The organism is Streptomyces sp. NPDC004134, assembly GCF_042874195.1.
Classification (GTDB): Bacteria; Actinomycetota; Actinomycetes; order Streptomycetales; family Streptomycetaceae; genus Streptomyces.
In genome coordinates this window covers 276,893-286,235 of the sequence record NZ_JBIAMS010000007.1, presented here as the reverse complement: position 1 = coordinate 286,235, position 9,343 = coordinate 276,893, and the positions used below count along the sequence as shown (strand labels likewise).

Below are 9,343 nucleotides of genomic sequence, written 5' to 3'. Positions count from 1 at the left end.
CCGGGGGGAGCCCCAACGACGCCCTACTCCCTTCGCCGCCACCCCGTACACCGGCCCACCCCACGCACCACCGCGCGCCCGGCACCGTACCCCCGCACCCGGCCCCCACAGACAGGACGTACCAGCTCAACGCCCTGCTACCCCCCGCGCTGTCAGAGCAGGCGCATACCCTTGGGCGGGCGTGAGGGGAGATGACGTGCCGGAGATGGGGGGGGAATCGAGCGCCCTCGGGGTGCTCGCTCGGGCGGGTATTCCCGGTGCCGGCCCCCCCGGACTGCGGTGTCTCGCGGACTCGCTGCGCGGACGCCGGGTGTACTAAGACGCGGGGACGCGGACGCGGGGTGCTGAGACGCGGGGGGACGCGCATACGGGGTGCCGAGACGCGGGACGCGGAGGCCGGGTGCGCCGAGACGCAGGGGCGCGCACGCCGGGTGTACCGAGACGCGGGGACACGCACGCCGGGTGCACCGAGACGCCGGGACACGGACACCGGGTGTGCCGAGACCCAGAGCCTCGGACGCCGGGTGCACCGAGACGCGAGGACGCCGGGAACGCGGACACGGGGCGCCGAGACGCGGAGCGTAGGCCGCGTGTGCCGAGAGGCGGGGACGCCGACACCGGGGGGGGTGCGCCAGCGGGAACGCGCACGCCGGGTGCACCGAGACGCCGGGACACGGACACCAGGTGTGCCAAGGCCCAGAGGCGCGCACACCGGGTGCGCCGAGACGCGGGGACACGCACACCGGGTGTGCCGGAACGCAGGGGCGCGCATGCCGGGTGTGCCGAGACGCGGGAACGCGGACACCGGGCGCGCCGGGGCCCAGAGGCGCGGGCGCCGGGTGTGTGGAGCCCGGCAGCGCGGGTTCAGAAGGCGACAGGGCCGGGGTAGGTCCGGTGGCGCCCCGGCGTTGAGATCCTTGCTCTCGCGCCCTGGGCCGCCGGGTCGTTCCGGCTGCCCGCCCCTGGAGGTCTTCCGTGTACGTCGTCAACGTCTGTGTCGCCCTACGGCGCCATGATCAGTGGCTGTTGATCGTCCGCCACCCCGACCTGGGCCACGCCGGCGGGACCCTCGCCGTCCCCGGCGGCAAAGTAGAGGCGGCCGCCGGCCCATCCGACAGTGACGACGTCCTCGAAGCCACCGCCCGGCGCGAGACAGCCGAAGAGGTCGGCGTCGATCTCACCGGCGTTCCGCTCCACTACGCCGAGAGCACCTTCTTCGTCTCCGACACCGGCAACCCCGTCGTGAACGTCCTCTTCGCCGCCCACCTCCCCGAGAACGCAGCCCCCCACCCCGCCGCACCGGCCGAGGTATCCGAGGTCCTGTGGCGTACGCAGCCGGAAGTCGAGGCCATCGCGGACTGCCCGCCCTGGACCGTGCAGAACATTCGACGGGCGGCGGCAGCCCTGGGTCCCGCCCAGCCGCTGTGAGATCACACCGGCTGTACCGCTCACCCCGGCCCGAATCTCCGGCCGATTCATGCCTCTGACCGGGGTCCCCGTCAGCGGTCCGCGTACTCCCCCAGGACGACCACCGACACCACCGCACCGCCGAAGGCCGCGACCGCGCGCCACGCCGTGTGCAGGTGGTTCCTCGTCGCACGCGCGGCCACCGTCGCGATGTGCGGGCTGTCGGGCTGCGGGGCGTCGGTGGCCCGCCGGCTGTCTGCTGCCCCGCGCGGCGGGGCGATGGAAGCGCTGCTCATGTTTCCAGCGTGCCGCGGATCACCTGCGAAAACCTCGGCCCGCGGGCGGAACCCCACCGCCCCGGATCTACGACCCAAGGGCCAGCCGCACCCCTACGGAAGTCTCAGGGTTCCCCCGACTTCCTCGTCCCACGTCTCCTGCGGCGGCCGCGGAACCCGCGCCGGCTCCAGCGTCGCCCGTACGGTCTTGCCGGCGAATTCGCGCGGGAACCACGACAGCTCCGCCCCCAGCCCCCGCGCCAGGAACAGCCCCCTCCCACGCTCGTCCTCAGGACCCGGCGGCGACGCATCCGGCACCCGCGGCGGCTGCGTCGTCTGCGGGTCCGATACGTCGATCACCAGCGACCCGTCCTCCCGTACGGCCAGCCGCACCCACACCCGGCGCCCGACCTGCCGCCCGTACTGGATCGCGTTCGTCACCAACTCCGACACCACGAGCGCCGCGTCCTGCGCGTCCCCGCCCCACCGCCACAGCGCCAACTGCCGCCGCACGTGCACCCGCACGAGCGGCACGGACCGGTAACCCATCACGTACCCCATCGACCACTCGCGCGACATCCCCTCCGAACCGCACGCTCCATGCTCGGCCATCCACCTCAACTCCAGAATTACAGTGACACTTTGGGATTTACGGCTGTATTGTCGTAGCGCTTGATTACGCTGCGTGGTGAAAGGCTTTCGGAGCGGAGTGGCCGAGAGCAAGGCCCGGCACGTGACAGACGTGACCTGAACTGGGAGGCAGACATGACCCCACGGAACGCCACCCATCGCGCGACCGGCACGACGGCCGAGATGTTCGGCGACGTGCTGAAACACCTGCGCGAGGCAGCGGGTATGACGCAGGCGGAGCTGGCGAGGCAGATCCCGTGCGACCGGTCGTACGTGGCGAGGGTGGAGACGGGGACGAGCGTCCCGCCGGACACGTTCGCGGAGAAGTGCGACGAAGTACTGGGCGGTAACGGGCTGTTAGCACGGCTGTGGCTGAAGGTCGACTGGTACCCGGATGTCGCGCATCCGGACTGGTTCGAACGACGAGCGCAGATGGACGCGGAGTGCGTGGCGTTGCGGGCGTACCACGAGGGAGTCGTGCCGGGTCTGCTGCAAATCGAGTTGTACGCCCAAGCGCTGTTCGCACGTGTCACGGAAGATGAGGAGAAGGTCGAGGAACGTGTACGAGCCAGGCTCAGCCGCCAGCAGAGGTTCTTCTCGCCACAGGGCCCGTTGTACATCGCAGTAATCGATGAGAGCTGCCTGCGCAACGTAGTCGGCGGCCCAGGGGTCATGCGCAAGCAGTGCGAACACCTACTCGCCGCAGGTCAGCGAACCAACATCCAGATCCAGGTGGCCCCGGCCGACCGACCGGAACTCATCCGCCCGCGCGGCTCGATGTCGCTGATCACGCTCCCCGACGACGAAAAATGGGCCTACGCCGAGGCACTTGACCATGGACACTTCAGCAGGAATCCAGCGGCCTTCGAGCAGCACCTGCGGACCTATGATGTGCTCAGGGCTGACGCCATGTCGGCTCGCGAATCCGCCACCCTGATCGGCGAGTTCATGGAGGGATACGGGCAGCATGGCCATGACCTGGCGTAAGAGCAGCTACAGCGGCGACAATGGCGGTGACTGCATCGAGGTGGCCACAGACTGGCGTAAGAGCAGCTACAGCCACGACAACGGCGGAGACTGCATCGAGGTGGCCACCACCCCCACCACCGTCCCCGTGCGCGACTCGAAAGACCCCGGCGGCCCCCACCTGGCCTTCACCCCCGCCGCCTGGGACGCCTTCGTCGCCGCCGTCAAGCGTGAGGAGTTCCCCGCCACCTGACGATGCCCCCTTCTGCCTCCGTCTCCGGACCGCTATGCCGCGAAACGGGGACGTAACGTGCGCTTATTACGATCGCCGTATGAGCACCGGGGTGAGCAGGGCAAACGACGTGAGTACGCGGGTACGGCCGGGCATCGAGGACGACCTCGAAGAGCTGACCCGCATCTACAACCACTACGTCGTCGAGACGCCGATCACCTTCGACATCGAGCCGCTCACCGTTGATCAGCGCCGCCCGTGGCTGGCATCCCACCCGGACCGGGGTCCGCACCGGCTGCTCGTGGCGGAGGACGGCGGCAAGATCCTCGGCTATGCGACCAGCAGCCCCTTCCGCCCGAAACCGGCGTACTCGACCTCCGTCGAGACCAGCGTCTATCTGGCGCCCGAGCACGTAGGGCGGGGCGTCGGGAGCCTGCTCTACACCTCGCTCTTCGAGGTGCTGGAGCAGGAGGACGTGCACCTGGCCCTCGCCGGGGTGGCGCTGCCCAACGAGGTGTCGGAACGGCTCCACCTGCGCTTCGGGTTCCGGTCCGTCGGCGTGTACGAGGAGGTCGGGAGGAAGTTCGGCAGGTTCTGGGACGTCGCCTGGTTCCAGAAGACGCTCGCTCCCTGACCTACCGGGCCCGGTACGGGCTCAGGCCGGGCCCAGGTCCGGGGCCGCACCCGTGGCCGCGTCGAGAGCCACCACGCCCTTCTCGTTGGTCACGTACACGAAGTCGTACGCCGTGACCGGGCCGTTCTCCCGGTTGCCCGGGGACAGCCCGGAGAGCGTCGAGGCGGTCCAGCGCTCGGAGCCGTCACCGATGTCGAGGGCCCGGACGCTGCCGACGTCGCTCAGGGTCTCACCGAAGTAGACGAGGCCCCCCGCCACCGCGAGCTGCGTGGGATTCACGGTCGACATGCCCTCGTTGGTCCACTTCTTGTCGCCCGACGACGCGTCGAACGCGTGGACACGTCCGTCGTCACCGGCGACGTAGACCGTGTCGTCCGCGAGGTAGAGGGTCTGGTTCGTTGCGGCGGTCCCCTCGACCGACCACTTCTCGACGCCTCCGTCGGCGTGGATCGCATAGAGCTTTCCGTCACCGGCGCCCGCGTACACCAGGCCGCCGGACACGACGGGCGCCTGTGGGAAGCCCTTGTCCGCGGGGAAGGTCCACTTCAGGTCGCCGCTGGCCGCGTCCAGCGCGTAGAGGGTGTTGTCCTTCCCGTCGCAGCCGACGTACACGGTGCCGTCGGCGACCGTCGGGGAGGAGTGAAGCTCGTCCCCGCACGGAAAGCTCCACGCCTTCCGGCCTCCGTCCGCGTGCACGGCGTACACGTTCGTGTCCAGGCTCGCGCAGTAGACGATTCCGGCGATTCCGCCGGCCACGGTCGGCCTGCTGCGTATCCGGTCACCGGTGGGGAAGGTCCACTTCTTCTTTCCGTCCGCGTCCAGCGCCCACAGTTCTTCGCCGCCGCCCACGTACACCGTCCCGTCGGCGGCGGCGGGCTGGTCCGGGAGGAAGGAGAACCTGGGGCCCTCCCAGCGCTTCTTCCCGGTTCGCGCGTCCAGGGCGGTGATCCTGAAGTCGGCCGAGACGTACAGGACACCGCCGGCCACCGCGCACACGGTCGGTGGCTCGCTGGTGATGTCGTAGCGCCAGGGACGGACCCTGCGCTTCGGGACGGCGTCCGCTTCCGGCCCGGTGGTGCCGGAGCCGCCCCCGTCGGCCCGCTTGTCACCGTCGTCCGTGGCCAGGGCGAGTGCGAGTCCGGTGCCGGCCGCCAGCGCCACCGCTCCGCCCAGGCCGTACAGCAGGGCACGGCGGCGGCCCGGCGCGGCGGGACCGCCCCCCGCGCCCGAGGGGTTCCCGGGTGCGGAAGGAGCGGCCGTCCGCGTCGGCAACTGGTGGGCCGCGGGCGGCTGCCCGGGGGCCGGCGGTGCGTACGGCGGCGGATCGGCCGGGGCCGGTGCCGGCGGTGTGCCGGGAGCCGTGGGCGTGGCGGTGGGAGTGGCGGCGGACGCCGACGGCGGCCGGGCCGGGCCCGGCTCCTCAGCCCGCATCGAAGCCAGGTCCAGAGTCCGCAGTTCGTCATGGACCGAGGCCGCGGACTGCGGGCGGTCGGCCGGTTCCTTCGCGAGCAGCCGCAGCACCAGATCATCGAGGGCGGCGGGAAGGCCGGAGCGCCGCGCGCTGGGCGCCTCGGGTGCCCTCGTCAGATGGGCGGTCATCAGCGACACCGGGTCGCCCGCGTCGAACGGCACCTGACCGGTGAGCAGTTCGTGCAGGATGCAGCCGATGGCGTACAGATCGCTGCGGGCGTCGCCGGAGTGCTGCGCGAACCGCTCCGGCGGCATGTAGGCGAGGGTGCCCATGACCTGGCTGGACTTGTCGGTGGCGGCCATGAAGCGGGCGATGCCGAAGTCGAGGATCTTCACCTCGCCGCCGGTGGTGAGCATGAGGTTGGCGGGCTTGAGGTCCCGGTGCACCACGCCCGCGTCGTGCGCGGCGGCCAGCGCGGCGGTGGTCTGGGCGGCCCACTCGACGCTCACCGCGGGCGGCGGCGGGCCGTCCTCGCGCAGCACGACGGCGACGTTGCGCCCGGCCACGTACTCCATGACGAGGTAGAGCGTGCCGTCACCCGGGTCGCGGCCCAGGTCGTGGACGGTGACGACGCCGCGGTGGTTCAGGCCGCCCGCGGTGCGCGCCTCGCGGAAGAACAGGTCGGCGGCGGACCCGTGTTGGTGGTCCGGCAGCAGTTTGACCGCGACACGGCGCCCGATGACCCGGTCCCGGCCCTCCCAGACCTCCCCCATGCCGCCCCGGCCCACGAACGCCACCAGTTCGTACCTGTCGGCGATGACCCGCACCTCTGCCCCCTCAGTACCGCGCCCCGGTGGCGCCGCCGCCTTCCGCTGCGAACAACGTTCTACCGGATGCGCCCGGGGCCTTCACTGGCCGGGTCGGCCCGGCCGGGTCGGCCCCGGACGGGTCGGCCCCGGCCGGTGGTGGCCGTCGATGCCGGGACCGAAGGGGGTTGCCGAGCCGTGCGTCAGTCGTCCGTCGCCAGGCAGTAGCCGTCGGGCGACGGGGTCAGCGAGCGCAGGGAGTAGGCAAGCCGCGGCTCGAAGACGCCACCGGGGGCGACACCGGTGTTGTAGGTGCCGGTCAGGCAGTACCCGGTGCTCGTGTCGTTGACCACCGAGGCGATGGCCACCGGCGGATCGAAGTCCTGGCGGCTGCCCTCCGGCACGCGGATGGTGAAGCCGATGACCGGCTGGACGCAGACGTACCCCTGGGTGCACGAAGGCGCCGCCGAGGCGTCGGCCGCGGACGGCGCGGCCGTCGCCGTGGCCGTGCCGGCCAGGGCGGCGGTGAGGGCGAGGGTGGCCAGGGTGGCGGATAAGCGGGTTCTTCGCATGGGGCGGGCTCCTTGTGGTCCGTAGCGGGACTGAACGATTGTCGGCGTACAGACAACTGCGACCCGCCACCCGACGCCAGCGCAGTACCGGCCATTCGCCCCCCGCGGAGAAATTCGTTGGACCGGCCCACCTCCCCGCCCGTATGCTCGCGCGTCTGCCCCCGCCTCACCGGCTGTTTTCGCGCGCCGGGAGTGCTGCCTGCCGGTCGGAAACCGGCGGCCTACGCCACGCCCGTGACCGGGCCGCCAGCCGCCGGAGGCTTGTACCACCATGTCCGATCCCACCCCTACCACCGGCACGCCCTCCACCCCCGCTCCCTCCGCTCCCCCCGCCCCCCTCCTCCGTGAGCGCGCCCACCTCGCCGCGTCCCGCAGCGCCCTGCGTGCCATGCGTGCCGATGCCGAGGCGCTGGACATCGCCGACGTGACCGCGAACTGGGTCAACGCCGAGGTGCTCCAGTCCGAGATCGACCTGCGGATCAAGGCCCTCGCCGACCTGGCCGACACCCCGCTCTTCTTCGGGCGGCTCGACTACTCCCACGCCCCCGGCGCGGAGATGGCCGAAGGGGACCCCGGGGAGAACTTCTACATCGGGCGGCGGCACGTGCACGACGCCGACGGGGACCCGATGGTGATCGACTGGCGGGCGCCGGTCTCGCAGCCGTTCTACCGGGCGTCGAAGAAGGACCCCATGGACGTCTCCCTCCGCCGCCGGTTCGGGTACGACCGCGGGGAGATCACGGCGTACGAGGACGAGCATCTGACCGACCCCGCCGAGGCGGCGAAGTCGAGCGCCCTCCTCCAGCGGGAGATCGAGCGCCCGCGCGTCGGGCCGATGCGGGACATCGTGGCGACGATCCAGCCCGAGCAGGACGAGATCGTCCGGGCGGAGATCGGCGGAACCGTCTGCGTACAGGGGGCACCGGGGACGGGGAAGACGGCGGTGGGGCTGCACCGGGTTGCGTACCTGCTGTATGCACACCGGGAGCGGCTGGCGCGTACGGGGACGCTGGTGATCGGGCCGAACGACTCCTTCCTGCGGTACATCGAGCAGGTGCTGCCGACACTGGGTGAGCTGGACGTCAAGCAGGCGACGGTGGCGGAGCTGGTGGCGCACGTGGACGTACGGGGGGCCGATCCCGCGCCGGTGGCGCGGCTCAAGGGCGACGCGCGGATGGCGGAGGTGCTGCGGCGGGCGGTGCGGGCCGGGGTGACGATGCCGGTGGAGCCGGTCGTGGTGGTGCGCGGGTCGCGGCGGTGGCGGGTGCCCGCGTACGAAGTGGAGGAGCTGGTACGGGAGCTGCTCGCGCGGGACATCCGCTACAACTCGGCGCGGGAGGCGCTGCCGCAGCGGATCGCGCACGCGGTGCTCGTCCGGATGGAGCGGGCCGGGGAGGCGCCGGACGACCGGGTGCAGGACGCGGTGGCGCGGAACGCGGCGGTCAAGGCGGCGGTGAAGGGGATCTGGCCGGCGGTGGACCCGGTGAAGCTGGTGCTGCGGCTGCTGTCGGACGCCGGCTTCCTCGCCGCGCACGCAGAAGGGGTTCTCGACGCGGACGAGCAGCGGCTGCTGCTGTGGGAGAAGGCGCCGCGGGGCGTGCGGTCGGCGCGGTGGTCGGCGGCGGACGCGGTGCTGATCGACGAGGCGCGGGACGTGGTGGAGCGGACACCGTCGCTGGGGCACGTGGTGCTGGACGAGGCGCAGGACCTGTCGCCGATGCAGTACCGGGCGGTGGGGCGGCGGTGTTCGACCGGTTCTGCGACCGTCCTGGGAGACATCGCGCAGGGGACGACGCCGTGGGCGACGGAGAGCTGGGCGGTCGCTCTCGCGCACCTCGGGAAGCCGGACGCGGCGGTGGAGGAGCTGACGCAGGGCTTCCGGGTGCCGCGGGAGGTCATCGCGTACGCGTCGCGGCTGCTGCCGTCGATCGCGCCGGGGCTGGCGGAGGCGACGTCGATCCGCGAATCGGCGGGGGACCTGGCGGTACGGGCCATGCCGCGGGCGGCGCTGGACGGCTCGGTGGCGGAGGCGTGCGGGTCGGTGCTGCGGAGCCGGGAGGGCTCGGTGGGGCTGATCGCGGCGGACGGGCGGGCGGCGGCGCTGGGGGCGGCGCTGGCGGCGGCGGGGCTGCCGTTCCTGTCGCCGGGTGAGGAGACGACGTCGGAGGCGCGGCTGACGCTGGTGCCGGCGTCGCTGGCGAAGGGCCTGGAGTACGACTACGTCGTACTGGACGACCCGGCGGCGATCGTCGCGGCGGAGCCGGACGTGCGGACGGGACTGCGGCGGCTGTACGTCTGCCTGACGCGGGCGGTGTCGGGGCTGACGGTGCTGCACGCGGAGCCGCTGCCGGCGGAGCTGGCGGCGTGACGGCGCCGTAGCGCACGGACAGCGGGCGGCTCCGCCGGGACC

General features: G+C 72.2%; 9 protein-coding genes. 5 read left to right on the top strand and 4 right to left on the bottom strand.

What is annotated here, in order from left to right; genetic code table 11:
* Window positions 1–975: 975 nt before the first annotated feature.
* Window positions 976–1,428, top strand: a complete 453-nt coding sequence (locus tag ACFYVJ_RS13005) for an NUDIX domain-containing protein (RefSeq protein WP_388889898.1) — start codon at window positions 976–978, stop codon at window positions 1,426–1,428.
* A 71-nt stretch (window positions 1,429–1,499) separates the two neighbouring features.
* Here ACFYVJ_RS13005 and ACFYVJ_RS13000 read toward each other — a convergent pair whose 3' ends face one another.
* Window positions 1,500–1,703, bottom strand: coding sequence for a hypothetical protein (locus ACFYVJ_RS13000; protein ID WP_388889895.1), 204 nt, complete (start codon window positions 1,701–1,703; stop codon window positions 1,500–1,502).
* 93 nt (window positions 1,704–1,796) lie between these two features.
* Window positions 1,797–2,294, bottom strand: a complete 498-nt coding sequence (locus ACFYVJ_RS12995; protein WP_388889892.1) for an ATP-binding protein — start codon at window positions 2,292–2,294, stop codon at window positions 1,797–1,799.
* A 153-nt stretch (window positions 2,295–2,447) separates the two neighbouring features.
* Between ACFYVJ_RS12995 and ACFYVJ_RS12990 the strand changes: the two genes are divergently transcribed.
* From ACFYVJ_RS12990 to ACFYVJ_RS12980, 3 genes are all read left to right on the top strand, one after another.
* Entirely contained in the window at window positions 2,448–3,299 is an 852-nt protein-coding gene (locus ACFYVJ_RS12990) for a Scr1 family TA system antitoxin-like transcriptional regulator (RefSeq protein WP_388889889.1), read from the top strand.
* Window positions 3,280–3,531 (top strand): DUF397 domain-containing protein, encoded by a 252-nt coding sequence (locus tag ACFYVJ_RS12985; protein ID WP_388889887.1) that lies wholly within the window; start codon window positions 3,280–3,282, stop codon window positions 3,529–3,531. Before ACFYVJ_RS12990 ends, ACFYVJ_RS12985 begins: the two co-directional genes overlap by 20 nt.
* A gap of 79 nt (window positions 3,532–3,610) precedes the next feature.
* Window positions 3,611–4,144, top strand: coding sequence for a GNAT family N-acetyltransferase (locus ACFYVJ_RS12980; RefSeq protein ID WP_388889885.1), 534 nt, complete (start codon window positions 3,611–3,613; stop codon window positions 4,142–4,144).
* A gap of 21 nt (window positions 4,145–4,165) precedes the next feature.
* On the opposite strand, the gene ACFYVJ_RS12975 is transcribed toward ACFYVJ_RS12980, so the two are convergent.
* Both ACFYVJ_RS12975 and ACFYVJ_RS12970 read right to left on the bottom strand, forming a co-directional pair.
* Window positions 4,166–6,382: a PQQ-binding-like beta-propeller repeat protein gene (locus ACFYVJ_RS12975; protein ID WP_388889882.1), complete on the bottom strand. Its 2,217-nt coding sequence runs from the start codon at window positions 6,380–6,382 to the stop codon at window positions 4,166–4,168.
* A 182-nt stretch (window positions 6,383–6,564) separates the two neighbouring features.
* Window positions 6,565–6,933 (bottom strand): hypothetical protein, encoded by a 369-nt coding sequence (locus ACFYVJ_RS12970; RefSeq protein WP_388889879.1) that lies wholly within the window; start codon window positions 6,931–6,933, stop codon window positions 6,565–6,567.
* A 271-nt stretch (window positions 6,934–7,204) separates the two neighbouring features.
* On the opposite strand from ACFYVJ_RS12970, the gene ACFYVJ_RS12965 reads away from it, so the two are divergent.
* Window positions 7,205–9,301, top strand: coding sequence for a HelD family protein (locus ACFYVJ_RS12965; protein WP_388889876.1), 2,097 nt, complete (start codon window positions 7,205–7,207; stop codon window positions 9,299–9,301).
* The last annotated feature ends 42 nt before the right edge of the window (window positions 9,302–9,343 follow it).